23 protein-coding genes and 3 tRNA genes are annotated in these 25303 nt (G+C 70.8%); 16 read left to right on the top strand and 10 right to left on the bottom strand.

Annotated elements, in window-relative coordinates:
• Positions 1-14: 14 nt before the first annotated feature.
• The 8 genes from QWJ13_RS09055 to rpmH form a co-directional block, all read right to left on the bottom strand.
• Positions 15-1121: a ParB/RepB/Spo0J family partition protein gene (locus tag QWJ13_RS09055; RefSeq protein ID WP_316522241.1), complete on the bottom strand. Its 1107-nt coding sequence runs from the start codon at positions 1119-1121 to the stop codon at positions 15-17.
• A complete protein-coding gene (locus tag QWJ13_RS09050; protein ID WP_316523952.1) occupies positions 1118-2056 on the bottom strand; it encodes a ParA family protein in 939 nt (312 codons plus the stop codon). Before QWJ13_RS09050 ends, QWJ13_RS09055 begins: the two co-directional genes overlap by 4 nt.
• A gap of 262 nt (positions 2057-2318) precedes the next feature.
• The gene (gene rsmG / locus QWJ13_RS09045) at positions 2319-3143 is read right to left on the bottom strand and encodes a 16S rRNA (guanine(527)-N(7))-methyltransferase RsmG (protein ID WP_316522237.1); all 825 of its coding nucleotides are present in this window, start codon (positions 3141-3143) and stop codon (positions 2319-2321) included.
• A gap of 159 nt (positions 3144-3302) precedes the next feature.
• Positions 3303-3833 (bottom strand): Jag family protein, encoded by a 531-nt coding sequence (locus QWJ13_RS09040; protein WP_316522236.1) that lies wholly within the window; start codon positions 3831-3833, stop codon positions 3303-3305.
• An 82-nt stretch (positions 3834-3915) separates the two neighbouring features.
• A complete protein-coding gene (gene yidC, locus QWJ13_RS09035) occupies positions 3916-5079 on the bottom strand; it encodes a membrane protein insertase YidC (protein WP_316522235.1) in 1164 nt (387 codons plus the stop codon).
• A gap of 3 nt (positions 5080-5082) precedes the next feature.
• Positions 5083-5397, bottom strand: coding sequence for a membrane protein insertion efficiency factor YidD (gene yidD, locus QWJ13_RS09030; RefSeq protein WP_316522234.1), 315 nt, complete (start codon positions 5395-5397; stop codon positions 5083-5085).
• Positions 5394-5822 carry a ribonuclease P protein component gene (rnpA, locus tag QWJ13_RS09025; RefSeq protein ID WP_316522231.1) on the bottom strand — a complete coding sequence of 143 codons (429 nt, stop codon included), beginning with the start codon at positions 5820-5822 and terminating at the stop codon, positions 5394-5396. The genes yidD and rnpA overlap by 4 nt, the downstream gene beginning before the upstream one ends.
• 18 nt (positions 5823-5840) lie before the next feature.
• Positions 5841-5978: a 50S ribosomal protein L34 gene (gene rpmH, locus QWJ13_RS09020; RefSeq protein WP_030059672.1), complete on the bottom strand. Its 138-nt coding sequence runs from the start codon at positions 5976-5978 to the stop codon at positions 5841-5843.
• A gap of 353 nt (positions 5979-6331) precedes the next feature.
• On the opposite strand from rpmH, the gene dnaA reads away from it, so the two are divergent.
• The 13 genes from dnaA to QWJ13_RS08955 all read left to right on the top strand — a co-directional run bounded on the left by dnaA (position 6332) and on the right by QWJ13_RS08955 (position 21494).
• A complete protein-coding gene (dnaA, locus tag QWJ13_RS09015; protein ID WP_316522222.1) occupies positions 6332-8146 on the top strand; it encodes a chromosomal replication initiator protein DnaA in 1815 nt (604 codons plus the stop codon).
• Between the two features lie 933 nt (positions 8147-9079).
• Positions 9080-10210: a DNA polymerase III subunit beta gene (gene dnaN / locus QWJ13_RS09010; RefSeq protein WP_316522221.1), complete on the top strand. Its 1131-nt coding sequence runs from the start codon at positions 9080-9082 to the stop codon at positions 10208-10210.
• 171 nt (positions 10211-10381) lie between these two features.
• Positions 10382-11257, top strand: a complete 876-nt coding sequence (gene gnd, locus QWJ13_RS09005) for a phosphogluconate dehydrogenase (NAD(+)-dependent, decarboxylating) (protein ID WP_316522219.1) — start codon at positions 10382-10384, stop codon at positions 11255-11257.
• A 40-nt stretch (positions 11258-11297) separates the two neighbouring features.
• Positions 11298-12431: a DNA replication/repair protein RecF gene (gene recF / locus QWJ13_RS09000; protein ID WP_316522217.1), complete on the top strand. Its 1134-nt coding sequence runs from the start codon at positions 11298-11300 to the stop codon at positions 12429-12431.
• 239 nt (positions 12432-12670) lie between these two features.
• A complete protein-coding gene (locus QWJ13_RS08995) occupies positions 12671-13135 on the top strand; it encodes a DciA family protein (protein WP_316523949.1) in 465 nt (154 codons plus the stop codon).
• Positions 13136-13404: 269 nt separating this feature from the next.
• The gene (gyrB, locus tag QWJ13_RS08990) at positions 13405-15420 is read left to right on the top strand and encodes a DNA topoisomerase (ATP-hydrolyzing) subunit B (protein ID WP_316522216.1); all 2016 of its coding nucleotides are present in this window, start codon (positions 13405-13407) and stop codon (positions 15418-15420) included.
• 134 nt (positions 15421-15554) lie between these two features.
• A complete protein-coding gene (gene gyrA / locus QWJ13_RS08985; RefSeq protein ID WP_432277489.1) occupies positions 15555-18092 on the top strand; it encodes a DNA gyrase subunit A in 2538 nt (845 codons plus the stop codon).
• A gap of 150 nt (positions 18093-18242) precedes the next feature.
• Entirely contained in the window at positions 18243-18935 is a 693-nt protein-coding gene (locus tag QWJ13_RS08980; protein ID WP_316522210.1) for a DUF3566 domain-containing protein, read from the top strand.
• A gap of 195 nt (positions 18936-19130) precedes the next feature.
• A complete protein-coding gene (locus QWJ13_RS08975; protein ID WP_316522207.1) occupies positions 19131-20525 on the top strand; it encodes a class I SAM-dependent methyltransferase in 1395 nt (464 codons plus the stop codon).
• A gap of 16 nt (positions 20526-20541) precedes the next feature.
• A tRNA-Ile gene (locus tag QWJ13_RS08970) sits at positions 20542-20615 on the top strand.
• Positions 20616-20720: 105 nt separating this feature from the next.
• Positions 20721-20794, top strand: a tRNA-Ile gene (locus QWJ13_RS08965).
• Between the two features lie 356 nt (positions 20795-21150).
• Complete coding sequence (locus QWJ13_RS08960; RefSeq protein WP_014137031.1) at positions 21151-21279, top strand: DLW-39 family protein; 129 nt, start codon at positions 21151-21153, stop codon at positions 21277-21279.
• Between the two features lie 142 nt (positions 21280-21421).
• A tRNA-Ala gene (locus QWJ13_RS08955) sits at positions 21422-21494 on the top strand.
• Positions 21495-21576: 82 nt separating this feature from the next.
• Here QWJ13_RS08955 and QWJ13_RS08950 read toward each other — a convergent pair.
• On the bottom strand, positions 21577-22293 hold the full coding sequence (locus tag QWJ13_RS08950; protein WP_316522190.1) for a DUF5324 family protein: 717 nt from the start codon (positions 22291-22293) through the stop codon (positions 21577-21579).
• Positions 22294-22574: 281 nt separating this feature from the next.
• Here QWJ13_RS08950 and QWJ13_RS08945 point away from each other — a divergent pair, with 281 nt between their 5' ends.
• Complete coding sequence (locus QWJ13_RS08945; protein WP_316522187.1) at positions 22575-23468, top strand: rhomboid family intramembrane serine protease; 894 nt, start codon at positions 22575-22577, stop codon at positions 23466-23468.
• Between the two features lie 347 nt (positions 23469-23815).
• On the opposite strand, the gene crgA is transcribed toward QWJ13_RS08945, so the two are convergent.
• Complete coding sequence (crgA, locus tag QWJ13_RS08940; RefSeq protein ID WP_316522185.1) at positions 23816-24067, bottom strand: cell division protein CrgA; 252 nt, start codon at positions 24065-24067, stop codon at positions 23816-23818.
• A 169-nt stretch (positions 24068-24236) separates the two neighbouring features.
• Between crgA and QWJ13_RS08935 the strand changes: the two genes are divergently transcribed.
• A complete protein-coding gene (locus QWJ13_RS08935) occupies positions 24237-25001 on the top strand; it encodes a DUF881 domain-containing protein (protein ID WP_432277467.1) in 765 nt (254 codons plus the stop codon).
• A gap of 69 nt (positions 25002-25070) precedes the next feature.
• Complete coding sequence (locus QWJ13_RS08930) at positions 25071-25250, top strand: hypothetical protein (RefSeq protein WP_316522182.1); 180 nt, start codon at positions 25071-25073, stop codon at positions 25248-25250.
• The last annotated feature ends 53 nt before the right edge of the window (positions 25251-25303 follow it).

The raw sequence follows: 25303 nt of genomic DNA, 5'->3' as shown, positions 1-25303 counted from the left end.
CCCCTTGGTCCGGCTCAGCCCTGCGACAGCCGCAGACCGTCCTCGCCGGGGGCCATGCTGTCCAGGATCCGGTTCAGGTCGTCCACCGAGCCGAACTCCAGCACCACCTTGCCCTTGCCCAGCTTGCCGCCACGCTGCGACACCTCGACCTTGACCCGGGTGTCGAAGCGGTCCGACAGCCGGGTCGCCAGGTCGTTGAAGGCCGGGGAGTTCAGCTTGCCCGCCTTGGGCGCCTGCCGCTTCGGTGTCTGCGGCTCGGCGGCCATCATCCGGACGATCTCCTCGGTGGTCCGCACCGAGAGGCCCTCCGCGTTGATCCGCTTGGCCAGCTCCTCCTGCCGCTCGGCGTCCGACAGCCCGAGCAGCGCCCGGGCGTGCCCGGCGGTCAGCACCCCCGAGGCGACCCGGCTCTGAACGGACGGCGGCAGCTTCAGCAGCCGCAGCGTGTTGGAGACGTGCGCCCGCGAGCGGACGATCCGGTCGGCCAGCTCCTCGTGGGTGCAGGAGAAGTCCCTCAGCAGCTGGTCGTACGCGGCGGCCTCCTCCAGCGGGTTCAGCTCGGCCCGGTGCAGGTTCTCCAGGAGGGCGTCCAGCAGCAGCTTGTCGTCCTCGGTGGCCCGGACGATCGCCGGAATGCGCTCCAGCCCGGCCTCCCGGGAGGCGCGCCAACGGCGCTCGCCCATGATCAGCTCGTAGCGCTCGGCCTCGACCTGACGCACCACGATCGGCTGGAGCAGGCCCACCTCCTTGATGGAGGCGACCAGCTCGGCCAGCTTGTCCTCGTCGAAGACCTCCCTCGGCTGGCGCGGGTTCGGGCTGATCGCGTCCAGCCGCAGCTCGGCGAACCGCGCCCCGGCGACCTCGGCCGACTGCTCCGTCGGCTGCGGAGCCACGGCCTTCTCCCGTCGGCCCAGGAGGCCGGCCCGGGCGGCCACCGTTCCCCGGCCGGACGGCAGCACCGGCACCGCGGCCGGCGAGACCTTCCCGTTCCCGGGGGACACCACCGAGGCCGGTTCGGGCGCGGCCGTCGCGGGCTGTCCCACCGCCCCGCCGACCGCCGACGGAGCCGACGGGAGCAGCGCCCCGAGCCCCTTCCCCAGACCAACCCTGCGAGCACTCACTGATGACCCTCCGTCGTGCCGTGCTGTACCACCGGGGCGCCGTGCCCCTGCTGGCCGTCCCGCTGCTGACCCACCAGCGTGGCGCCCACCGCGCGCTGCGCGAGCTCGCGGGCGGCCTCCAGGTAGGAGAGCGCCCCGGTCGAGCCCGGGTCGTAGGTGAGCACCGTCTGCCCGTAGCTGGGCGCCTCCGAGATGCGCACCGAGCGCGGGATCGCCGTGCTCAGCACCTCGCGCTGGAAGTGGGTCCGGACCTCCTCGGCGACCTGGGCGGCCAGCCTGGTCCGGGCGTCGTACATGGTGAGCAGGATGGTCGACACGTGCAGTGCGGGGTTGAGGTGAGCGCGCACCAGCTCGACGTTGCGCAGCAGCTGGCCGAGGCCCTCCAACGCGTAGTACTCGCACTGGATCGGGATCATCACCTCCCGGCCGGCGACCAGGGCGTTGACCGTCAGCAGGCCCAGCGAGGGCGGACAGTCGATCAGGATGTAGTCCAGCGGCTGCTCGTAGGCCGCGATGGCACGCTGGAGCCGGCTCTCCCGGGCGACCAGGGAGACCAGCTCGATCTCGGCGCCGGCCAGGTCGATGGTGGCGGGGACGCAGAACAGCCCCTCGACATCGCGCACCGGCTGCACCACGTCGGCCAGCGGCTTGCCCTCCACCAGGACGTCGTAGATGGACGGGACGTCGGCGTGGTGGTCGATGCCGAGCGCGGTGGAGGCGTTGCCCTGCGGGTCGAGGTCGACGACCAGGACGCGAAGGCCGTGCATGGCGAGCGAGGCGGCCATGTTCACGGTGGTGGTGGTCTTGCCCACCCCACCCTTCTGGTTGGCGACCACGATCACCCGGGTGTCGGCGGGCCGGGGCAGTCCTTCACCCGCTCGGCCGATCGCCCGAACCGCAGCCTGGGCAGCCCGTGCGATGGGCGTGTCGTCGATCTGGTCGACGGTCTCCGAGTCCTGCATGGGGGTCAGTGTTTCACGTGAAACCGGAGCGGCAACAGTCGCCGCCCGGTCACGGCGGAGGATGCCCGAGAGCAAGGAGCGACGTTTCACGTGAAACACCATGCCCGCTATGCCGGAAATCTGACGTTGCGACACTCCGGTGTCCCACCGGCCACCCACCCGCCGGCTGAACGACGACGGGCGGACGTTCCTCCCACTCAGGAGGCCCGTCCGCCCGTGGTCGGCAGGTGTCAGGTCAGCGGCTGCGGCGCCGTCCGCCGCGAGCGCGGTCGCCGGCGGTGCGGGCGGCGCCGGCGTTACGGCCCGCCCGGGCCGCCTTGGCACGCCGGGTCGCCGCCTTCACCCCGCCGGGGCTCTCCCCGGCCTTCACCTGGACCACGCGGGTCGAGGTCTCCAGGGTGCCCTCGCCGACCGCGATGACGTTCCACTCGACCGCGCCCAGCTTGGCCAGCCCGGCCCGCGAGTCGGCCAGCTCCTGCTCCGCGCTGTCGCCCTTGAGCGCCAGCATCTGCCCGTGCGGGCGAAGCAGCGGCATGCCCCAGCCGGCCAGCCGCTCCAGCGGCGCCACCGCGCGGGCGGTCACCACGTCCACCGCCAGCTTGCCGACCATCTCCTCGGCCCGGCCGCGCAGCACCGTGACGTTCTCCAGCCCCAGTTCCCGGACGACCTCCTCCAGGAAGGTGGTCCGGCGCAGCAGCGGCTCCAGCAGCGTCACCGAGACGTCCGGACGGGCCAGCGCCACCGGGATGCCCGGCAGGCCGGCCCCGGAGCCGACGTCGCACAGGGTGATCTCGGACGGCAGCAGCTCGGCCAGCACCGCGCAGTTCAGCACATGGCGGTCCCAGAGCCGGGGCACCTCGCGCGGCCCGATCAGTCCGCGCTGCACGCCCGCGGTGGCCAGCAGCTCGGTGTAGCGCACCGCGGCGTCGAACCGCTCCCCGAAGACCTCCCGGGCGACGGCGGGCGCCTCGCCCGGCTCGCCCACCTCGATGGCCCGGCCCTCAGCGGCCGGGTCCACGTCCGCCCCCGCCCGGCCGGCAGCCGCGTTATCCGTGTCCATCTCGACCTCTCCGATCCCCGGATCCACCGACCCGCTCAACGCACTGTTTCACGTGAAACATCCCAGGAGGGACGACGACCCCGCCCGCACGAGGCGGACGGGGTCGCGTCCGGTGAAGCTCTCCGGCCACCGCGGCGGCCGGTCATCGACCTACCGGCTTCAGGCCGGCAGCACGACCACGCACCGCTGGGGCTCTTCGCCCTCGGACTCACTGCGCAGGCCCGCCGCGGCGACCGCGTCGTGGACGACCTTGCGCTCGAAGGGCGTCATCGGCCGCAGCTTGACCTGCTCGCCGGTGCTCTTCGCCTGCTCCGCGGCCTTGGCACCGAGCGCCGCCAGTTCCTCGCGCTTGCGGGCCCGGAAGCCGGCAATGTCCAGCATGAGGCGGCTCCGCTCGCCGGTCTCCCGGTGGACAGCCAACCGGGTCAGCTCCTGGAGAGCCTCCAGCACCTCGCCGTCCTGGCCGACCAGGCGCTGGATCGCGCGGTCGTTGCCGTCACTGACGATGGACACCAGGGCGCGGTCGCCCTCGACGTCCATGTCGATGTCACCGTCGAGGTCCGCGATGTCGAGCAGACCCTCCAGGTAGTCCGCCGCGATGTCGCCCTCCTGCTCCAGGCGGGAGATGAGGCTCTCGTCGGCGCTGGCGGCGGCCTCGGCCTCGACGGCGGAGGTGGTGCCTTCCGTCACTGATGGACTCCTTCGGAGATGGGCCCGTCTGGCGGGCCGGGAACGACGCTCTTCGCGGCTGTCACAACAGGCTGGGCGCCGGTCAGGACTTCTTCTTCGGCCGCTGGCCGCCGGTGCGCTTCGGCTGCTGCCGGGTGCCCTGCTTGGTGCCGGCCGGCTTGGCCGCACCCTGCTTGGCGGCCGCCGGCTTGGCACCGGATTCGGCCTCGGCCTCGGCCTGGACGGTCTCGGCGGCCTCCTCGGCCGTGTCCTTGCCCAGGTCGACCGTCGGCTGCCCGGCACCGCCCTGGCGCTGCGACTTGGTCTGGCGGCGGGGCTGCTGGCGGCGCGCCTGCACCGACTCCTCGACCACCGTGGCGGCGCTGGCCGCCTCGCTGACGGCCGTCTTGGACGGGGGCAGCATGCCCCAGAGCGCGCCCTTGATCTCCGTACCGTCCGGACGCAGTCGGCCGGCCTTCTTCAGCCGCGCCTGGCGCTCCTCGAAGGCCTTGCTGCCCGGGGTCGGGTTGTTGTGGATGACGACCAGCTGCTGGGCCATCGACCAGACGTTGGTGGTCAGCCAGTAGACCAGGACACCGACCGGGAAGTTGATGCCCATCACGGCGAACATGATCGGGAAGACGTACATCAGCATCTTCTGCTGCTGCATGAACGGCGTCTTCACCGTGAGGTCGACGTTCTTGGTCATCAGCTGGCGCTGGGTGACGAACTGCGACAGCGACATCAGGATGATCATCACGGCGGTGACGATCTTGACGCTGGTCTCGCTGCTGCCGACGAAGGTCGCGGAGAGCGGGGCACCGAAGATGTGCGCCTTGCCGGCGCTCACCAGCAGGTCACCGTGGATGACGCCGATGTCCGCACCCTTGGCGACCTTGGCGAGCACACCGTAGAGCGCGGTGAAGAAGGGCGCCTGCACGAGGATGGGAAGGCAGCTGGAGAACGGGTTGGTACCCGCCTCCTTGTACAGCTTCATCATCTCTTCGGACTGGCGCTGCCGGTCGTTCTTGTAGCGCTCCTGGATGGCCTTCATCTTCGGCTGGATCGCCTGCATGGCCCGGGTCGCCTTGATCTGCTTCACGAAGAGCGGGATCAGGCAGATCCGGATGACGACCACCATCGAGGCGATGGACAGGCCCCAGGCCCACCCGCCGTCCGGATTGAAGACGTGGCTGTACAGCGAGTGGAACTGGACGATGATCCAGGACACCGCCGTGTAGAGGGGACTCAGAAAACCGAAGGTCACCGGTCAGACTCCTTGGGCATCGGGCTTCGCCACCGGCTCCGGCTCGGCGGTCCCGCTCTTGGGGCTCAGCAGATCGCGCAGCCGGCGGTGCCACACCGGGTGCTTGCGCGGCGGTACGTGGTCGACCCCACCGGGTGACCAAGGATTGCAGCGCAGGATGCGCCACACGGTCAGTCCGCCGCCCTTGACCGCCCCGTGCACCTTCACGGCTTCGTAGCCGTAGTGCGAGCAGGAGGGGTAATAACGGCAGACCGGACCGAGCAGTGGGCTGATCGTCCACTGGTAGACCCTGATCAGACCCATCAGCAGGTACTTCATCGCCCTGCTCCCGTCGGCGCCGTGGCGGCGGGCTCCGTCCTCAGCAACCGCTTCAATGCCGCGTCCAGGTCACGTTCGAGGTCCTGGTACGAGGCGGTCGCGGCCTGGGGCAGCGCACGCACCACTATCAGGCTACCGGCGGGCAGCCTGGACAGACGATCACGAACGAGGTGGCGCAACCTGCGTTTGACCAGGTTGCGGACGACCGCCGGGCCAACGGCCTTGCTCACGACGAAACCCGCACGCGCCGAAGGAGTCCCCTCGGCGACGTGCGGGCGGGAGTCGCTGGTCCGGTCGGTCGGCCCCTGCGGGTCACCGTCTCTGCTGAGATGGACGACCAGAAGGGGCCGGCCGGCCCGGCGACCGCGTTTCACCGCGGTCGCGAAGTCCTGGCGCCGCCGCAGCCGATTCTCGGAGGGCAGCACAACAGACTCTGGCGCGGATCAGGCGGACAGGCTGGCGCGGCCCTTGCCACGGCGGGCGGCCAGGATGGCGCGGCCGGCGCGGGTACGCATACGCAGCCGGAAGCCGTGGGTCTTCGCGCGACGACGGTTGTTCGGCTGGAAGGTGCGCTTGCTCACTCGGGGGCTCCTGAGGTGAATCGTAGGATGACGGGGAGTCGCTTGGCCGTCACCGTGCGTCCGCGTGATCTCCCTTGCTTCGGAAATCCGGCCCATCGCCCCAGTTCGGCTGGGGTCTGAGACAATCCACGGCGCCCGTGCTGCGCGCCTTATGGAGCGGGCGGACCCGCGGACATGCGGCAGCGGCCATCGACAACTCGACCTGGTTACGGTACGCGGGACGGGGCGCGAGGGTCAAACCAGCCGTTCGCGGCCCGTCTTACCCACAGCCTGTGGACAACGACTTGATCCGACCCTGTTCGCTGACTACCGTTGCAGAACTTGTCTGGTTTGTTCTTGGAAAGCGTGCACCAGTGGCTGATGTCAACAGCGACCTCGTCCCGGTCTGGGCCAGGGTCGTCGAGCGGCTGGTCAGCGACCCCGATGTCGGAGAGATGGACAAGCAGTGGGTGCAGCGCACCCAGCCGATGTGGATGATGCACGACACCGCCCTGCTGGCGACCCCGAACGAGCGGGCCAAGCAGGTGCTGGAGGGCCGGCTGCTGCCGCAGCTGACCGAAGCCCTCAGTCGTGAGCTCAACCGCCCGGTCCGGATCGCCGTGATGGTCGACGCCAGCGCGATGCCGACCGCCCCCGCCTCCCAGGCCCCCGCCGAGCCCTACCCGGGCCCGGCCGAGGAGGAGGCCCCCGACTACGGCGGCCAGGGCTACCAGCAGCAGCCCTACGAGCACGGCCAGCCGTACGAGCAGGACTACGAGCGTCCCCGCTACGACACCGGCGGCTACGAGCAGCGCCAGGGCGGATACGGCGGCCCGGCCGGCAATCAGGGCTGGCAGGGCGGCTACCAGGAGCAGCCCCCGGCCTACCACGAGCCCGAGGAGCCCACGCCCCGGCCCCGGCCCGTCCCCGGCCCGCCCGCGACCACCCAGGGCGACCTCTTCGGCGGCGCCTACGGCCCCGGCCCGAACGAGCAGCCCCGCACCGGCGCCGGTCGCCGCGCGGGCGGCTCCCGCCCCTCCGGCGGCCGTCCGTCGGACAAGGCCGCCCCGGAGCGCGCTTCCGAGCGTCCCGGCGTCCCCGGGGTGCCCGCCCCGCCCGGCGCTCCCCCGGCCGGCGGCTCGCGCAAGGACGAGCCGGCCGCCCGGCTGAACCCCAAGTACCTCTTCGACACCTTCGTCATCGGCGCGAGCAACCGCTTCGCGCACGCGGCGGCGGTGGCGGTCGCCGAGGCCCCGGCCAAGGCGTACAACCCGCTCTTCATCTACGGCGAGTCCGGGCTGGGCAAGACCCACCTGCTGCACGCCATCGGGCACTACTCGCGCAGTCTCTTCCCGGGCACCCGGGTGCGCTACGTGTCCTCCGAGGAGTTCACCAACGAGTTCATCAACTCGATCCGGGACGGCAAGGCGGACACCTTCCGCCGCCGCTACCGGGACATGGACATCCTGCTCGTGGACGACGTCCAGTTCCTCGCGAGCAAGGAGTCCACGCAGGAGGAGTTCTTCCACACCTTCAACACCCTGCACAACGCGAACAAGCAGATCGTGCTCTCCTCGGACCGGCCGCCCAAGTTGCTGACCACGCTGGAGGACCGGCTGCGCAACCGCTTCGAGTGGGGGCTGATCACCGATGTCACCCCGCCGGAGCTGGAGACCCGGATCGCGATCCTGCGCAAGAAGGCGATCCAGGAGCAACTCAACGCTCCCGCCGACGTGTTGGAGTTCATCGCGTCCCGAATCACCCGCAACATCCGGGAGTTGGAGGGCGCGCTGATCCGGGTCACCGCCTTCGCCAACCTCAACCGGGCCCCGGTGGACCTGGAGTTGGCCGGGATCGTCCTCAAGGACCTGATCCCGGGCGGGGACGAGGACGCCGGTCCGGAGATCACCGCGCAGGTCATCATGCAGCAGACCGCCGCGTACTTCGGCCTGAGCGTGGACGACCTCTGCGGATCCTCGCGCAGCCGCGTGCTGGTGACGGCACGTCAGATCGCGATGTACCTGTGCAGGGAGCTCACCGACCTCTCGCTGCCGAAGATCGGCGCGCAGTTCGGCGGCCGCGACCACACCACGGTGATGCACGCGGACCGCAAGATCCGCTCGCTGATGGCCGAGCGGCGCTCGATCTACAACCAGGTCACCGAACTGACCAACCGCATCAAGAGCTAGCCGCCGTCCCCGACACGGCCGGAGGGCGTCAGGAGCGATCCTGACGCCCTTTTCGCGCTCCCGCAGGTGTGCGTCGCGGGCCGGCTGGGCAGGGATGCGATCGACGGACGCTCCGCCAGTCCACAGCCTCGGCCGAACAGCTGACCGGTGATTCGAACCCCGGGGGCGCGCAGGGCCGTTGTCCACAGGACGGGCCCCTTCCGCGCCGTCCACAGGGCCGGGGCCGCGGAGTTATCCAGAATTCGTCCACAGGCCCGTCACCGCTACGCTCTTCCGCGCAGGTCAGGTGCCTGTGGACTTGTGCACAACAGTTATCCACAGGGTGTGGACAATTGACGGGTCCACAGTAGGCCGTCCGAGTTATCCACCGGTTGTCCCCAGGCCGGGGGCGGTTATCCCCAGGTTGTCCACAGCGGCGTCCACAGTTCGACAACCGTGAGCTGGCGTTCATACCCTGGTGTGAAAGGCGTCACGAAAAGTTGACCGGCGTCCGTGGATAACCGGGCCCGGATCTGGGGACAGCCCTGGGGATAACCTGTGGATACCGAGCGTGCCCTGTGGGTAACGCTCGGCTGTCCACAGCGGGGCGTGTTCGTCCACAGCCGCGATCCACAGTCCCTGTGGACAAAATTCGGGCCCTGACCTGCGGAAACGGGGTTATCCACGGTTTCCACAGGCCCTACTACTACCACTACACATTTAGACCCCGGACTTGCTTTCAAAGTGGGTGGGCCCCGAATCTGTGGACAACCGGGCCCCGACAACTGTTCGGGTCGCTTCCGCCCGTCTGCCCCGTCTGTCGGCGGAGTACGTCAGACTGTCCTTGCGACTGGAAGCGGAGCGCGGAGCTCGGCGGACAGCCCGAACCGACGATCAAGATCAGACGAACCACAGAGTGCGAGCGGGAGCGCTCGATCCAGGAGGCGGTTACCGGTGAAGTTCCGGGTGGAGCGTGACGTCCTCGCGGAGGCGGTGGCCTGGGCTGCCCGCAGCCTCCCGGCACGGCCGCCGGTGCCGGTGCTGGCCGGCCTGCTGCTGACCGCGCAGGAGGGCAGCCTGGCCCTGTCCGGCTTCGACTACGAGGTCTCGGCCCGGGTCGAGCTGGAGGCGGACGTCGAGGAGGCCGGCACCGTCCTGGTCTCCGGCCGGCTGCTGAACGACATCTCCCGCAACCTCCCCAACCGGCCGGTGGAGATCTCCACCGACGGCCAGCGGGTCAGCGTGGTCTGCGGCAGCTCCCGGTTCACCCTCCCCACCCTCCCGGTGGACGAGTACCCCGCGCTCCCCCAGATGCCGACCGCCACCGGCACCGTCTCCGGCGACGTCTTCGCCTCCGCCGTCAGCCAGGCCGCGGTCGCCGCCGGCCGCGACGACACCCTCCCGGTGCTCACCGGTGTCCGGGTCGAGATCGAGGGCGACAAGATCACCCTGGCCGCCACGGACCGCTACCGCTTCGCCGTCCGCGAGCTGCTGTGGAAGCCCGAGCAGTCGGACATCTCCGCCGTCGCGCTGGTCCCCGCCAAGACGCTCCAGGACATCGCCAAGTCCCTGGGCAGCGGCGACAACGTCTCCATCGCGCTCTCCTCGGGTGGCGCGGGCGAGGGCCTGATCGGCTTCGAGGGCGCCGGCCGCCGGACGACGACCCGGCTGCTGGAGGGCGAGTTCCCCAAGTTCCGCAGCCTGTTCCCGACGGAGTTCAACGCCGTCGCCGCGATCCAGACCCAGCCCTTCCTGGAGGCGCTCAAGCGCGTCTCGCTGGTGGCCGAGCGCAACACCCCGGTCCGCCTGAACTTCGAGGAGGGCGTGCTGACGCTGGAGGCCGGCTCGGGCGACGACGCCCAGGCCACCGAGCGGATCGAGGCCTCCCTGGAGGGCGACGCCATCTCGATCGCCTTCAACCCGGGCTACCTGGAGGAGGGCCTCAAGGCCATCGACTCCCCCTTCGCCCAGCTCAGCTTCACCACCCCGACCAAGCCCGCGCTGCTCAGCGGCAAGGTCTCGGTGGACGCCGAGGAGGACAAGGCCTACCAGTACCTGATCATGCCGGTCCGCCTCTCCGGCTGATCCCGCCCCGCCCTCGCGTCCACAGGCTGTGCACACCCGCTGTGCACAGCCTGTGGACGTCTCCCCCGGTCGGCCCGACCCCAGGCGGCCGGAGCCGCTCCAACGCGTAGGCTCAGGGAGTGCGGCAACGGCGCCGCCGTCAGGCACGACACCACAGGTAAGGACTTGGTCATGGAGCTCGGCCTCATCGGTCTCGGCAAGATGGGCGGCAACATGCGCGAGCGGATCCGCCGCGCCGGCCACACCGTCATCGGCTACGACCGCAACCCGGACATCTCGGACGTCGAGAGCCTCCAGGAGCTCGTCACCAAGCTCCAGGGCCCGCGCGTGGTCTGGGTCATGGTCCCGGCCGGCGCCGCCACCCAGGCGACCGTCGACGAGCTCGCCGAGCTGCTCTCCCCCGGCGACGTGGTGGTCGACGGCGGCAACTCCCGCTGGACCGACGACATCAAGCACGCCGAGGCGCTGGCCGCCAAGGGCATCGGCTTCGTGGACTGCGGCGTCTCCGGCGGCGTCTGGGGCCTGGAGAACGGCTACGCCCTGATGTACGGCGGCGACGCCGAGCACGTCGCCAAGGTCCAGCCGGTCTTCGACGCGCTCAAGCCCGAGGGCGACTTCGGCTCGGTGCACGCGGGCGCCGTGGGCGCCGGCCACTTCGCCAAGATGGTCCACAACGGCATCGAGTACGCGATGATGCAGGCCTTCGCCGAGGGCTGGGAGCTGCTGGAGGCCGCCCCCGAGGTCACCGACGTGCGCGAGGTCTTCCGCAGCTGGCAGGAGGGCACCGTGATCCGCTCCTGGCTGCTGGACCTGGCCGTCCGCGCCCTGGACGAGGACGAGCACCTGGCCAAGCTGCGCGGCTGGGCCGCCGACTCCGGCGAGGGCCGCTGGACCGTCGAGGCCGCGATCGACCACGCGGTGCCGCTGCCGGCGATCACCGCCTCGCTGTTCGCCCGCTTCGCCTCCCGCCAGGACGACTCGCCGCAGATGAAGATGATCGCCGCCCTGCGCAACCAGTTCGGCGGCCACGCGGTCGAGTCCAAGTAACCGAAGAGTTCTCCACAGAAGGCGGGCGCAGTCCACAGCCATGCACGTCGCGCATCTGTCGCTCGCTGACTTCCGGTCGTACGCCCGGGCCGAGGTTCCCCTCGACCCGGGCGTGACCGCCTTCGTCGGACCGAACGGCCAGGGCAAGACCAACCTGGTCGAGGCGATCGGCTACGTCGCCACCCTGGGCAGCCACCGGGTCGCCACCGATGCCCCGCTGATCCGGCTGGGCGCCGAGCGGGCGGTGATCCGCACCTCGGTGGTGGACCGCGGCCGCTCCACCCTGGTCGAGCTGGAGCTCACCCCGGGCAAGGCCAACCGGGCCCGGATCAACCGCTCCGACAACGTCCGCCCGCGCGACGTGCTGGGCCTGCTGCGCACCGTGCTGTTCGCCCCCGAGGACCTCAGCCTGGTCAAGGGCGACCCGGGTGAGCGGCGGCGCTTCCTGGACGAGCTGCTGACCGCCCGCGCCCCCCGGCTGGCCGGCGTGCGGCAGGACTACGAGCGGGTGCTCAAGCAGCGCAACGCCCTGCTGAAGACCGCCGCGATGGCCCGCCGGGCCGGCGGCGGCAAGGGCGCCGACCTCTCCACCCTGGAGGTCTGGGACGGCCATCTGGCCAGGGCCGGAGCCGAGTTGACGGCCTTCCGGATCCAGCTGGTGGCCGCCCTGCAACCGCTGGTGACGGCCGCTTACGGGCAGTTGGCCCCCGGCGGCGGCGAGACCGCGCTGGAGTACCGCAGCTCCTTCGAGGGCGAGCTGCCGACCAGCCGCGAACAGGCCGAGGAGCAGCTGTTGGCCGCGCTCCAGGCGGTCCGCAAGCAGGAGGTCGAGCGCGGCGTCACCCTGGTCGGCCCGCACCGCGACGAGCTGGGGCTCAAGCTGGGCCCGCTGCCCGCCAAGGGCTACGCCAGCCACGGCGAGTCCTGGTCGTACGCGCTGTCGCTGCGGCTGGCCTCGTACGAGCTGCTGCGCGCCGACGGCGGCGAGCCGGTGCTGATCCTGGACGACGTGTTCGCCGAGCTGGACGCCGCCCGCCGGGACCGGCTGGCCGAGCTGGTGGCCGGCGGCGAGCAGGTGCTGGTGACCGCCGCGGTCGCCGAGGACGTGCCGAAGGCGCTGGCCGGCGCCCGCTTCGCGGTCTCCGACGGCGCGGTGCGCCGGATCGACGCCTGACCGCTCTCCCCGTACCCCCCGGCCGTCGGGCGCACCCGGCGGCCCGTCCCGTGTGCGCTCCCGTACGCTGGATCGCTCAGCGTTGTCCACAGGCTGGGGAAAGGAGATTCGCCGTGAGCGAGCCGGCGGAGCACTCCCCCAAGCCCGGAACCAAGCCCGGAACCAAATCCGGAGCCAAGCCCGCCGCGTCCGAGCCCGGCCCCGCGCAGCCGACCGGCGCCGACCTCGCCCGCTCCGCGCTGCGGGCGGCCCGGGCCCAGGCCCGCCAGCGCGGCGAGCAGGTCCGGGAGAAGCGCGAGGCGAAGCGGACCGGTCTGCGCAGCGGAGCCCGCTCGGACGGCCGCGACCCCGTCCCGCTGGGCGCCGCGCTGAACCGGCTGCTGACCGAGCGCGGCTGGGAGTCCTCGGCCGCGGTCGGCGGAGTGATGGGCCGCTGGCCGCAGATCGTCGGCCCGGACATCGCCGCGCACTGCCACCCCTCCTCCTACGACGAGGCCGCCGCGGTGCTCACCGTGCAGTGCGACTCCACCGCCTGGGCCACCCAACTGCGCTGGTTGGCACGGCAGTTGGTGGCCCGTCTGAACCACGAGCTGGGCCATGGGACGGTCAAGACCATCAAGGTGCTCGGCCCGGCGGCGCCCGCCCGCGGCTACGGCCGGCTGCGTGCGCCGGGGAGCAAGGGGCCGGGCGACACCTGGGGCTGACCGGGAAGTCGACCGGTCCTCGGGAGCGCTGATCGGATGGCGATCTTCCGGAACCCCTGACAGCCCTTCCAGGCGCCCTGGGCCCCCCGGTCGAGTATCGGGACATGTGCAGAGGGGATTCAGGGCGGCATATCTGCCCTCAAGGGCTGCCAAACGCCCATCTCTGTCAGTCGTACCGGTAGACTGAAAGCCAAACACTGTTGCTAGTGGCAACCGAGTCGAAACGCTGTGGTCGCACGCCCGCCCGCACGGGGCAGGGGATGCGGCCCGTGCTGTGCCAGAGAGGGCGCTTCGTGGCCGATTCCGGCAACCCCAGCCAGACCCAAGACCAGACCGACCAGGCTTCCTACACCGGTAGCAACATCCAGGTGCTGGAAGGCCTCGACGCCGTCCGCAAGCGCCCCGGCATGTACATCGGCTCCACCGGTGAGCGAGGCCTGCACCACCTGGTGCAGGAGGTCGTGGACAACTCCGTCGACGAGGCGATGGCCGGGTACGCCGACACCATCGACGTCACGATCATGGCCGACGGCGCGATCCGCGTCGTCGACAACGGTCGAGGCATCCCGGTGGACATCGTCCCCGGCCAGGACAAGCCCGCCGTCGAGGTCGTGCTCACCGTCCTGCACGCGGGCGGCAAGTTCGGCGGCGGCGGCTACGCCGTCTCCGGCGGTCTGCACGGCGTCGGCGTCTCGGTCGTGAACGCGCTGTCCACCCGGCTCTCGGTGGAGATCCACAAGGACGGCCACATCTGGACCCAGGACTACAAGATGGGCGCGCCGACCGCCGCCCTGGTCAAGGGCGCGGAGACCGACCGCACCGGCACCACGGTGACCTTCTGGGCCGACGGCGACATCTTCGAGACCACCGTCTACTCCTTCGAGACGCTCTCCCGCCGCTTCCAGGAGATGGCCTTCCTCAACAAGGGCCTGTCCATCTCGCTGACCGACGAGCGCGCCGACCACGTGGACGAGGAGGGCGAGCCGCTCTCCGTCACGTACAAGTACGACGGCGGCATCGCCGACTTCGTCGCCCACCTCAACTCCCGCAAGGGCGAGGTCATCCACCCCTCGGTGATCGACTTCGAGGCGGAGGACAAGGACAAGGCGATCTCGGTGGAGATCGCGATGCAGTGGAACTCCTCCTACACCGAGGGTGTCTACAGCTTCGCCAACACCATCCACACCCACGGCGGCGGTACCCACGAGGAGGGCTTCCGCGCCGCGCTGACCGGCCTGGTCAACCGCTACGCGCGGGACAAGAAGCTGCTCCGCGAGAAGGACGACAACCTCTCCGGCGAGGACATCCGCGAGGGTCTGACCGCGATCATCTCGGTCAAGCTCGGCGAGCCGCAGTTCGAGGGCCAGACCAAGGACAAGCTCGGCAACACCGAGGCCAAGACCTTCGTCCAGAAGGTCGTCCACGAGCAGCTCAACGACTGGCTGGACCGCAACCCCAACGAGGCCGCGGACATCATCCGCAAGTCCATCCAGGCCGCCACCGCGCGCGTCGCCGCCCGCAAGGCCCGCGACCTGACGCGCCGCAAGGGCCTGCTGGAGTCCGCCTCGCTGCCGGGCAAGCTCTCCGACTGCCAGTCCAAGGACCCGGCCGAGTGCGAGATCTTCATCGTCGAGGGTGACTCCGCCGGCGGCTCGGCCAAGCAGGGCCGCGACCCGCGCACCCAGGCCATCCTGCCGATCCGCGGCAAGATCCTGAACGTCGAGAAGGCCCGGGTCGACAAGGTCCTCCAGAACACCGAGGTCCAGGCGCTGATCTCGGCGTTCGGCTGCGGCATCCAGGAGGACTACGACGAGTCCAAGCTGCGGTACCACAAGATCGTCCTGATGGCCGACGCCGACGTCGACGGTCAGCACATCCGCACCCTGCTGCTGACCCTGCTGTTCCGCTTCATGCGGCCGCTGGTCGAGTCCGGGTACGTCTACCTCGCCATGCCGCCGCTGTACAAGATCAAGTGGGGCAAGGACGACTTCGAGTACGCCTACTCCGACCGCGAGCGCGACGCCCTGATCGCCGCCGGGGTCGAGGCCGGGCGCCGGCTGCCCAAGGACGACGCGATCCAGCGCTTCAAGGGTCTCGGCGAGATGAACGCCGAGGAGCTCCGGGTCACCACCATGGACGCCGAGCACAGGCTGCTGCTCCAGGTCACCCTGGAGGACGCCGCCCGCGCCGACGAGCTGTTCTCCGTGTTGATGGGCGAGGACGTCGAGGCCCGCCGCTCCTTCATCCAGCGCAACGCCAAGGACGTCCGCTTCCTGGACGTGTGACGCGGCCCGCATCCCAGGCCCCGCACGTTCCAGTCCGCGTGAAAGGAAACTGACCACCAGTGGTCGACGACAACCGTCCCGAAGGCGACCAGCCCGAGACGCCCGAGGCCGCCGAGGCCACCGCCCAGGCGACCATGCGGATCGAGCCGGTCGAGCTTGAGACCGAGATGCAGCGCTCGTACCTCGACTACGCGATGAGCGTGATCGTCAGCCGTGCGCTGCCCGAGGTCCGCGACGGCCTCAAGCCGGTGCACCGCCGCGTGCTCTACGCGATGTACGACGGCGGCTACCGCCCCGAGAAGGGCTACTACAAGTGCGCCCGCGTCGTCGGCGACGTCATGGGCAACTACCACCCGCACGGTGACACCTCGATCTACGACACCGTGGTCCGCCTGGCCCAGCCGTGGTCGCTGCGGATGCCGCTGGTGGACGGCAACGGCAACTTCGGCTCCCCGGGCAACGACCCGGCAGCGGCCATGCGCTACACCGAGTGCAAGCTGATGCCGCTCGCCATGGAGATGATGCGCGACATCGACGAGGAGACCGTCGACTTCGCGCCCAACTACGACGGCCGCTCGCAGGAGCCGACCGTCCTCCCGGCCCGCATCCCCAACCTGCTGGTCAACGGTGCCACCGGCATCGCGGTCGGCATGGCCACCAACATCCCGCCGCACAACCTCCGCGAGGTGGCCTCCGGCGCGCTCTGGTACCTGGAGAACCCGGAGGCTTCGGCCGAGGAGCTGCTGGACGCCCTGGTCGAGCGGATCAAGGGCCCCGACTTCCCCACCGGCGCGCTGATCGTCGGCCGCCGCGGGATCGACGACTACTACCGCACCGGCCGCGGCTCGGTCACCATGCGGGCCGTCGTCGAGGTCGAGGAGATCCAGGGCCGCCAGTGCCTGGTGATCACCGAGCTGCCGTACCAGGTCAACCCGGACAACCTCGCGCTGAAGATCGCCGACCTGGTCAAGGACGGCAAGATCGCCGGCATCGCCGACGTCCGGGACGAGTCCTCGTCCCGCACCGGCACCCGCCTGGTGGTCGTGCTCAAGCGCGACGCGGTCGCCAAGGTCGTGCTGAACAACCTGTACAAGCACACCGAGCTCCAGACCAACTTCGGCGCCAACATGCTGGCCCTGGTCGACGGCGTGCCGCGCACCCTGTCGCTGGACGCCTTCATCCGGCACTGGGTCAACCACCAGGTCGAGGTCATCGTCCGGCGCACCCGCTTCCGGCTGCGCAAGGCCGAGGAGCGCGCCCACATCCTGCGCGCCCTGCTCAAGGCCCTGGACCTGATCGACGACGTCATCGCGCTGATCCGGGCCTCGGCGAGCGCCGACGCCGCCCGCACCGGCCTGATGGACCTGCTCGACATCGACGAGCTCCAGGCCAACGCCATCCTGGAGATGCAGCTGCGCCGCCTGGCCGCCCTGGAGCGCCAGCGGATCACCGACGAGCACGACGAGCTCCAGCGCAAGATCGACGGGTACAACGCGATCCTGGCCTCGCCGACCCGTCAGCGGGAGATCATCTCCGAGGAGCTCACCGCGATCGTCGAGAAGTACGGCGACGAGCGGCGCTCCACGCTGATCCCGTCCGACGGCGACCTCTCCATCGAGGACCTCATCGCCGAGGAGGACATCGTCGTCACGATCACCCGTGGCGGCTACGTCAAGCGGACCCGCTCCGACCTCTACCGCTCGCAGAAGCGCGGCGGCAAGGGCGTGCGCGGTGCCCAGCTCAAGCAGGACGACATCGTCGACCACTTCTTCGTGACGACGACCCACAACTGGATCCTGTTCTTCACCAACAAGGGCCGGGTCTACCGGGCCAAGGGCTACGAGCTGCCGGACGCCGGTCGCGACGCCCGCGGCCAGCACGTGGCCAACCTGCTGGCCTTCCAGCCGGAGGAGCACATCACCCAGGTGATGGCCGTCCGCACGTACGAGGACAAGCCGTACCTGGTCCTCGCCACCCGGGCCGGCCTGGTGAAGAAGTCCGCGCTCAAGGACTACGACTCCCCGCGCTCCGGCGGCCTGATCGCGATCAACCTGCGCCAGGACGAGGAGGGCCAGGACGACGAGCTGATCGGCGCCGAGCTGGTCTCCGCCGAGGACGACCTGCTGCTGGTCTCCAAGAAGGCCCAGTCGATCCGCTTCACCGCGACCGACGACGCCCTGCGGCCCACCGGCCGCGCCACCTCCGGCGTCAAGGGCATGTCCTTCCGCGAGGACGACGAACTGCTCTCGATGAACGTCGTCCGTCCGGGTACCTACGTCTTCACCGCCACCGACGGCGGCTACGCCAAGCGCACCGATGTGGACGAGTACCGTGTCCAGGGACGTGGTGGCTACGGCACCAAGGCGGCGAAGATCGTCGAGGGCCGGGGCTCGCTGGTCGGCGCACTGGTGGTCGACGAGTCCGACGAGATCATGGCCATCACCCTCTCGGGTGGGGTGATCCGCACGAGGGTTTCCGAGGTTCGTGAAACCGGACGTGACACCATGGGCGTCCAACTGATCAACCTCGGAAAGCGCGACGCGGTCGTGGGCATGGCCCGCAACGCGGAGGCCGAGGACGAGGAGACGGCGGAGGACGAGGAGACGGGTACCGAGTCCACCGAGACGGCCGAAGGTACGGAGACGGTGGTCGGCGGAGACGTCGAGGCCTGAACCGAACCGCAGACCGGTGCCGCCGCGTCCCACTGGAGGGATGCGGCGGCACCGACGCCGACCAGTTCCGGGCAAACCCGCCGGGCGCTGGGTGACGAGTGACGAAGCAGGGCGGCGCCGCCGTCCTGGTGGGAAGTGCGGGAGGACCAGGTGAGTGGAGCCACGGGTGCTGCGGGAGGAACCTCCGGCGGCCGTCCGGGCGCGCAGGGTGGGGGTTCGTACGGCGTCCCGCAGCCGCCGGCCGAGCACCCGGCCGCGTCCACCTCGGTGATGCCGCCGACCGGTGGCGCGGGCAAGGGCGGCTTCTCGCAGCCGACCACGTACGCCAAGGGGCAGCCGACCCCGGCCCGGGGCACCCGGACCGCGGGCGGCAACACCCCGCCCGGCGGGACCCCGGTGGTCGGCGCCGCCGGCGCGGGAGCGGCGCGCCGCCCCGCCGGGCCCCCCGCGGCCGGCGGTGTCGGCCTCGGCCGGACCCGCAAGGCCCGGCTGCGGGTGACCAAGGTCGACCCGTGGTCCGTGATGAAGGTCAGCTTCCTGCTGTCGCTGGCCGTCGGCATCATCATCATCGTGGCCGCGGCGGTGCTGTGGATGACGCTGGACTCGCTCGGGGTCTTCGACTCGCTGAGCAAGACCCTCAAGGACGTCACCGGCTCGGACGCCGCCGGCGGCGTCAACCTGATGGACTACGTCGGCTTCGGCAAGGTGATGACCTTCACCACGCTGATCGCCGTGGTCGACGTCGTGCTGCTGACCGCCCTGTCCACGCTCTCCGCGTTCATCTACAACGCGGCGGCCGGCTTCACCGGCGGCGTCGAGCTCACCCTGGCCGAAGAGGACTGATCCTGGCCGAAACCTGACGGTCGCTCAGTTTCCCGTCCACGGGCGGAATGCGCGGGCCCCACCGGCTGTTGCAGCCGGGCGGGGCCCGTCGGCGTTTCGGGTGACAGCAGGTCACCCGCGGCGTGCCGTGGGCCTCCCCCGGTCGGCTGACCGGGTCAGCTGTGGTTCCACAGGACGACTGGACGGAGGCGCGCGATGGGGAAGCTCGCAGGTCAACTGGTCGAGGCACTGGAAGGGCTGTTGGGGGTCCCGGTGCCACTGCGGGTGCAGGCCTGGGACGGTAGCGTCGCCGGGCCACCGGGGGCGCCCACCGTCGTGCTGCGCAACCGCAGGGGCCTGCGCCGACTGGTCTGGCGGCCGGACGAGCTGGGCCTGGCCCGCGCCTACGTCGCGGGGGACGTGGAACTCGCCCCCGGCACCGACCTGTACGAGACGCTCTCCGCCGTCGCCCGCTTCGCCGAGCTGCCGGAGATCCGCGGCCTGGAGCTCGGGCCGCGCGAGGCCCTCGGCGCCAGGGGCCGCCGGGCGCTCGCCACCGCGCTGCGGGTCGGGGCGCTCGGCCTGGAGCCGGAGCCGCCCCGCGAGGAGGTCCGCAGGGCCCAGGGGCGGCTGCACAGCCGCAGCCGGGACCGTGAGGCCATCAGCCACCACTACGACGTCGGGAACGACTTCTACCGCCTCGTCCTGGGCTCCTCGATGGTCTACTCGTGCGCCTACTGGACGCCGGAGGCGAAGAGCCTGGAGGCCGCCCAGGAGGCCAAGCTCGACCTGATCTGCCGCAAGCTCGGCCTGCGGCCCGGGATGCGGCTGCTGGACGTCGGCTGCGGCTGGGGCTCGCTGCTGCTGCACGCCGCCGAGCACTACGGGGTCACCGCGGTCGGCGTCTCCATCTCCAAGGAGCAGGTCGCGCTGGCCCGCGCCCGGGTCGAGGAGGCCGGCCTGTCCGACCGGGTGGAGGTCCGGCTCCAGGACTACCGGGAGATCGCCGACGGCCCCTTCGACGCGATCTCCAGCGTCGGGATGGCCGAGCACGTCGGCTCCGAGCAGTACCGGGTCTACGCCGAGGGCCTGTACCGGCTGCTGGTGCCCGGCGGCCGGCTGCTCAACCACCAGATCGCCCGCCGCCCCGACCTCCCCGGTGAACCGCACCGCACCAGCCCCTTCATCGACCGCTACGTCTTCCCCGACGGCGAGCTCTCCCCCGTCGGTTCCACCGTGGCCCGGCTGGAGGAGGCCGGCTTCGAGGTCCGGGACGTCGAGTCGCTGCGCGAGCACTACGGGCTGACCCTGCGCGAGTGGGTGGCCAACCTGGAGGCGCACTGGACGGAGGCGGTCCGGCTGGTCGGCCGCGGCCGGGCCCGGGTCTGGCGGCTGTACATGGCGGCCAGCGCGCTCGCCTTCGAACAGAACCGGATCGGGATCAACCAGGTCCTCGCCGTCCGCAGCACCGAGGAGGGCGCGGCGGGCCTGCCGCCGACCCGCGAGGAGTGGCTGCTGCGCCCGGCCGCCGGAGTGCCGGGGCTGGTCACCGGGGGCGGCGCCGCGGCCCCGGTCGGCCCGGATTTGGGAGATCGGCGGTCGGTCCGCTAATCTTTCAGTGCGGCAAGGGCCTATAGCTCAGACGGTTAGAGCGCTTCCCTGATAAGGAAGAGGCCACAGGTTCAAGTCCTGTTAGGCCCACAACCGCGAAGGGCCCGGAGTGATCCACTCCGGGCCCTTCGACACTTCTTGAGATCGGGTGGGGCCTCGGTCCGGCCGGAGTCCGGTACGATCTCTGTTCGGTGAGGGCCTATAGCTCAGACGGTTAGAGCGCTTCCCTGATAAGGAAGAGGCCACAGGTTCAAGTCCTGTTAGGCCCACCTCCACGAAGGGCCCGGAGTGATCCACTCCGGGCCCTTCGGCGTTTCCGCGGTCGGTTCCACGGCCGTCGACGCGGTCGGTTCCGCGGCCGTCCGCACGGCCGTGCCCCGCGGCCGTTTCCGCAGTCGGAGCGGCTGCCAGGAGGTACGGCGTCAATCCTGGGACCGGGCCGCCGGGTTGACCGTGCCGGTGGCTGGTCACGATTGGGACACCGGTGTGTATCATCGGCCGCAAGGGCAGTCTGGCAACCGGTCCGCCCGTTCGAGCTCGAAACACATCTGGACTCGTCGGCCCGGTCATTCCGGCCGGATCCGGCTCTTGAGTCCACCAACTGCAAGAAGGACGAGGTCCCGCGGTGAAGAAGCTTCTCCTGGTCGCCCTGGTCGCCCTCGGCGGCTTCTTTGTCTACCGTCAGGTCCAGGCGGACCGCGCCGAGCAGGACCTGTGGACCGAGGCCACCGACCCGGTCCCGGCCGGTCGCTGAGCCCCGGACGATCTGACGATCGACGAACTCCGGAGGCGTCGGACGGCGCCTCCGGAGCCGGCGCTGTTCCGAGGGGGACGGCGCTGGGAATCGCGCCGGAACCCGGTACGCTAGTGCCCGTCGGCACGCGCAGTGCCGTCGAGGGGCATTAGCTCAGTTGGTAGAGCGCTGCCTTTGCAAGGCAGATGTCAGGAGTTCGAGTCTCCTATGCTCCACAGTTCACAGCAGTCGCCGATCGGCCGCTGACCGGAATCCCGGTCGGCGGCCGATCGGCGTTCCGGGGGAGTCCCGGGACGGTCAGCGCGGCTCGGGGCCGTCCTCGGCGGCGGGGCCGTCGTCCTCGACGACCGGGGCCTCGGCGGCGTCGGAGCCGTTCACCGGGGTGGAGGCGGCGTGGGCGCCGGCCGGGCGGGGCTCCTGCACGACCGGGGGCTCGACCAGCCACTCCGGGTTGCTGTGCCGGCGCCACCACTGCCAGGCCACGATGCCGCTGCCGATCGCCAGCAGGCCGGCCACGGCGAGACCGGTGGCCAGGCCGTTGCAGCGCTCCTTCCTGGCGTTCCGGGCGGCGAGTTCGCTGATCTCGGCCGAGCTGACGTTGCCCTGGAGGGCGGTCAGCGCGGCCGCGCCCCGGGCCTGGGCCTCGTGGGCGACCGGGCCGACGGTGGAGCGGGCCTGATCGACCGCCTGGGCGACCCTGGGGGCGACGGTGGAGCGCGCCTGGTCGACTGCCTGGGTGGCGGACAGTCGGGCCGCCAGAGCGGCCTCCTGGGCCCGGTGGAGGGCCTTCAGGGCGTTCTGCTGGGCCTCGGGGGACAGGCTGGCGAAGGCCTGGCCGAATTGTGGGGCCAGATGCTTGTCGTACTGAATGCGGAGATTGTGGGCGGCCTGGGAGGCCTTCGGGCCGAAGGCGTCCAAGGCGGGGCCGAGGCGCTGCTTGGCGCCGTCCGCGAACTGTGCGGCGGTGTCCCGGGTCTTGGTGGCCGTCTCTCGGGCCGAATCCGTAAAGCTCACGAGTCTCTCCTCCTGGGTGGCGTCCTTTATGCACATATCCACCTGAATGCTGATCATGCATCCTGATTTGTCCGAGGGCATGTCGGGTGGGCCGTAGGTGGGGTGCCCCTGCGGGGTGGCGGAGCGGAGGGGTGGGGCCGGGAGGGCATGTCGGGTGGGCTGTCCGCGGGCCCCTGCGGGGCGGCGGAACGGGGGAGTGTCCCGGTGGCGGGGTCCGGTGGCGGGGGTGCCGCAGTAGGCTGGCGGTTTCGGAGGTCGTGTACGGGAAGGGGACCCCGCTGATGCTCCCGGACGAGCCGCGGCCGTCGGCCGATCGGTCCCCGGAGGCCGGACTGCCCGGCTGCCACCGCCACCCGCAGACCCCCACCGGGGTCTCCTGCACCCGCTGTGAGCGCCCGATCTGCCCCCGGTGCATGGTGGCCGCCTCGGTGGGCTTCCAGTGCCCCGAGTGCGTCGGCAGCGGCCACGCCGCCGCGCGACGGGCGACCACCCGGTTCGGTGGCGCCCTGGCCGCCGACGGCGGGCTGGTCACCCGGGTGCTGATCGGGCTCAACGTCGTGGTCTGGGTGCTGGCGGCCTTCGTGCTCAGCCCGCGCCTGGGCCAGACCTGGTCGCTGTTCAGCGCCGGGCGGGACATCCTCGGCGGCCCGGCGGGCATCGCCGACGGCCCCCACCAGTGGTACCGGCTGCTGACCGCCACCTTCCTGCACCTGGAGTTCTGGCACGTCGGGATGAACATGCTGGTGCTGTTCTGGCTCGGCCCGGCGCTGGAGCAGGCGCTCGGCCGGCTGCGCTTCCTGGCCCTCTACCTGGTCTCCGGCCTGGGCGGCAGCACCTTCGCCTTCCTGATCGCCGGCGACTGGATGAACTCGGTGGGCGCCTCCGGGGCGGTCTTCGGGCTGATCGGCGCCACGATCGTGATGCAGCTGCGCAACCGCGGCCCGCTGGGCCCGGCGATGGCGTTCCTGGTCTTCAACCTGATCGTCACCTTCGCCCGTCCGGGCATCGACTGGCGGGCGCACGTCGGCGGTCTGGTGCTCGGCTCGCTGACCGCGGCCGGCCTGATGTACGCCCCGCGCGAGCGCCGCGGCCTGGTCCAGGCGCTGACGGTGGCGGGCGCGGTGGCCGTCGAGGCGGGGCTGCTGCTGGTCGGGATGTCCCTCTACGGGGCCTGATCCCCTCGGACGTTTGTCCACAGCGGGTGCGGGGTTGTGCACAGGCTGTGCGACCGGCCGGGTGTGGACTGTTGTTCTACGCGTGTCCCGCTGTGCGGTTTCCAGGTTTCCGCGCGGTTGTGCACAGCTGTGGAAAGTCCGGTGCGGAAAAGTTATCCACAGGCTGGGGGGACTTTTCCCCAGTGTGGATAACCATGTGGATAAGCGAGACCATCCGATGATGGGGATAACCGACCGGGCCGACCGGCTTTCCTACGGCCTCCGGGCATGCCTGACCGCCGCCCCGGGACGAGCGATCCGAAGCGGCGGAGAACGGCTCGAAGCCGAACCTCAGGACGGGTGGTCCGTCACTTCCACTGGGTGGAGACACCGAAGCCGGCGGCGATGAAGCCGAAGCCGACCAGGATGTTCCAGTTCCGCCAGCTCTCGACGGGGTAGCTGCCGCTGGTCACGTAGTAGGTGACGATCCACACCAGGCCGATCAGGAACAGTGCCAGCATCAGCGGCGCGACCCAACCGCGGCCCGAGCTGATCTTCACCGCGGCGGCCGTGGTCGGCGGGGTGTAGTCGGACTTCTTGCGGAGTCGGGACTTCGGCACGAGGAGCTCTCCTGTCGATGCGCTGTGAGACCGCGCGGACGTGCAGCGGGTGAGTCTGCCGGCGCTGACCGTGGAGAACGCCCTGGGGGACCGCTCCGCCACATGCCACCGGCGTCCGTTAGCGTAGTGGCTCGGCGGGTCTAGAGGAGATAAGGGTACGGTGACGAATTTGTCGATTCCCCCTGAGCCGGCCCGTACCCGCCGTTCCGGCACCCGAATTGTCGGACGTGCCCTGACCTGCGCCGTCTTCGCGCTCGCCGGGCTGCTCTTCTACGTCAGCGCGCAGACCGCCCGCGGCACCGACCTGCGGACCGACAATTCGCTGCTCAGCCTCGGCGACGTGGTCCGCCAGCGCAGTGCGCAGAACCAGCAGGCGCAGTCCCAGCTCGCCGACCTCCAGGCCCGCGCCCAGGAGCTCACCGAGCAGCAGGGCCACAACCCCGCCGACGCCGCCCAGCTGGGCGGCCTGCGCTCCGGCGCCGCGCTGGAGCCGCTCCAGGGCGGCGGCCTGACCGTCACCCTCAACGACGCCCCGCCGAACGCCACCGCGCGCATCCCCGGGGTGCCCGAGCCCGGCGTCAACGACCTGGTCATCCACCAGCAGGACATCCAGGCCGTGGTCAACGCGCTGTGGCGGGGCGGCGCCGAGGGCGTGCAGGTGATGGACCAGCGGCTGATCTCCACCAGCGCCGTCCGCTGCGTCGGCAACACCCTGCTGCTCCAGGGCCGGGTCTACTCCCCGCCGTACGTCGTCAAGGCCGTGGGGAAGACCGACGCGCTGCGCTCGGCCGTTGACGCCGACCCGACGATCGGCAACTACCTCCAGTACGTCCAGGCCTACGGGCTGGGCTGGAAGGTCCAGGAGAGCGGGGAGCTGACCCTGCCCGGGTACTCCGGCACCACCGAGCTGCGCTCGGCGGGCGGCCAGCAGTAGCGGACCTGCCCCGCGGCAGCGGGTAGCCGGTCTACTCTTGACCCCAGTCCGCTACGTCGAGGGAGCACCATGTACGGCTGGATCTGGCGTCACCTCCCGGGTAACACCCTGGTCCGGGCCGTCATCTCGCTGCTCCTCGTGCTGGGGATCGTCTACGTCCTCTTCACCTACGTCTTCCCGTGGGCGGAACCGCTGCTCCCCTTCGGTGACGTCACGGTGGACGGCGGCGACGGCGCCGCGACCGGCTGAGCCGGCCGGCCCTCACTTCCTTCCGGCACCGCATCCCACGGAGACCACGCGCG

Origin of the sequence: Kitasatospora brasiliensis (assembly GCF_032654805.1) — a bacterium.
In the GTDB taxonomy this organism is placed as follows: Bacteria; Actinomycetota; Actinomycetes; order Streptomycetales; family Streptomycetaceae; genus Kitasatospora; species Kitasatospora brasiliensis.
Note: the sequence above shows the minus strand (reverse complement) of the source record. Positions and strands in the feature narration are given on the sequence as shown.

Excerpts from the sequence above, each read along its gene's own strand:
- rsmG (WP_316522237.1), bottom strand. The coding sequence starts at position 3,143 with ATGGACACGGATAACGCGGCTGCCGGCCGGGCGGGGGCGGACGTGGAC.
- QWJ13_RS08975 (WP_316522207.1), top strand. The coding sequence starts at position 19,131 with ATGGGGAAGCTCGCAGGTCAACTGGTCGAGGCACTGGAAGGGCTGTTG.
- gnd (WP_316522219.1), top strand. The coding sequence starts at position 10,382 with ATGGAGCTCGGCCTCATCGGTCTCGGCAAGATGGGCGGCAACATGCGC.
- yidD (WP_316522234.1), bottom strand. The coding sequence starts at position 5,397 with ATGAAGTACCTGCTGATGGGTCTGATCAGGGTCTACCAGTGGACGATC.
- recF (WP_316522217.1), top strand. The coding sequence starts at position 11,298 with ATGCACGTCGCGCATCTGTCGCTCGCTGACTTCCGGTCGTACGCCCGG.
- gyrA (WP_432277489.1), top strand. The coding sequence starts at position 15,555 with ATGCGGATCGAGCCGGTCGAGCTTGAGACCGAGATGCAGCGCTCGTAC.
- QWJ13_RS08945 (WP_316522187.1), top strand. The coding sequence starts at position 22,575 with ATGCTCCCGGACGAGCCGCGGCCGTCGGCCGATCGGTCCCCGGAGGCC.
- QWJ13_RS08930 (WP_316522182.1), top strand. The coding sequence starts at position 25,071 with ATGTACGGCTGGATCTGGCGTCACCTCCCGGGTAACACCCTGGTCCGG.